Raw genomic sequence first — 1,021 nt, forward strand, 5'->3', positions numbered from 1 at the left:
CGTTGCGTGATGGTTGTGATTTGATGGATGTGATTGGTCGGCGGTTGCGGGCGCAGGCTGCGGAGTGAATGAAAACGGGCGACCAGTTGGTCGCCCGTTGCATATTGCTCATACAAAAAACGTGACAGTCTTGGCTCTTCGATTTGTCGTGAGAAAAATCAGAGGGTTCTCAGTGATTGATTTATGCTCTGGCCATCGGCAATAAATAAATCCGTCCAATTACAGCCCCGGACCTTCGCACTAACTAAATCTTAAGCGAAATAGAAAAATCCGGACCGAGCTCACTTCTCAAACATTCGGCCAATTGCTCTCCCTCCCGCTTGAATTCGCGCTCTAGATCTTCACTCTTAAACCCGGAGTTTGGTGGATAATCAGCATCCAGTGCTTCATCATATATAGCGGCCCACTTCACCAGACGCAGCCGAAGTTCTTTAGAGATTGGAAGCTCGCAAGGATCTATGTCCCCATACTCATCAGGGGACATATTCCAAAGAGGATGACACTGATAATCCGCCATCAATTTTATATTTTTCAATTAACGCTCCCCCTCGGATTTGCGCCAACGATAAATCCATTTCCTCCAACAGTCACAGCAATGCGCTGCGACTGCCCATTAACAGTTAACTCATAAACTGGGCGCCCAACACCAGTAAGCGTCCGCCGAAGTCACCTTGCATGACTCAGGCAGATACCCACTGATGCGGCAGCAGTTGGTCGATCTCACTCGCTCGCTGCATCGGCAACCGCGTCAGCACATCTTTGAGATAGGCATACGGATCATGCCCATTCATACGCGCTGACTGGATCAAGCTCATGATCGCCGCCGCTCGTTTGCCGCTGCGAAGCGACCCGGCAAACAACCAGTTTGAACGCCCGAGCGCCCACGGCCGGATCTGATTCTCGACTGGGTTGTAGTCGATGGGCACGGCCCCATCTTCCAGGTAGCGCGTCAGCGCGACCCAGCGCTTAAGGCTGTAATCCAAGGCTTTGGCCGTCGCTGATCCGTTGGGTACAAGATCGC

2 protein-coding genes are annotated in these 1,021 nt (G+C 51.9%); both read right to left on the reverse strand.

What is annotated here, in order from left to right:
- Positions 1-244: 244 nt before the first annotated feature.
- On the reverse strand, positions 245-535 hold the full coding sequence (locus tag QK293_RS27455; RefSeq protein WP_282383504.1) for a hypothetical protein: 291 nt from the start codon (positions 533-535) through the stop codon (positions 245-247).
- Positions 536-680: 145 nt separating this feature from the next.
- Positions 681-1,021 (reverse strand): transposase (locus tag QK293_RS27460; protein ID WP_282383507.1); only part of this gene is annotated, 341 nt, incomplete at its 5' end.

This window comes from Pseudomonas sp. AL03 (genome assembly GCF_029960815.1).
GTDB lineage: Bacteria > Pseudomonadota > Gammaproteobacteria > Pseudomonadales > Pseudomonadaceae > Aquipseudomonas.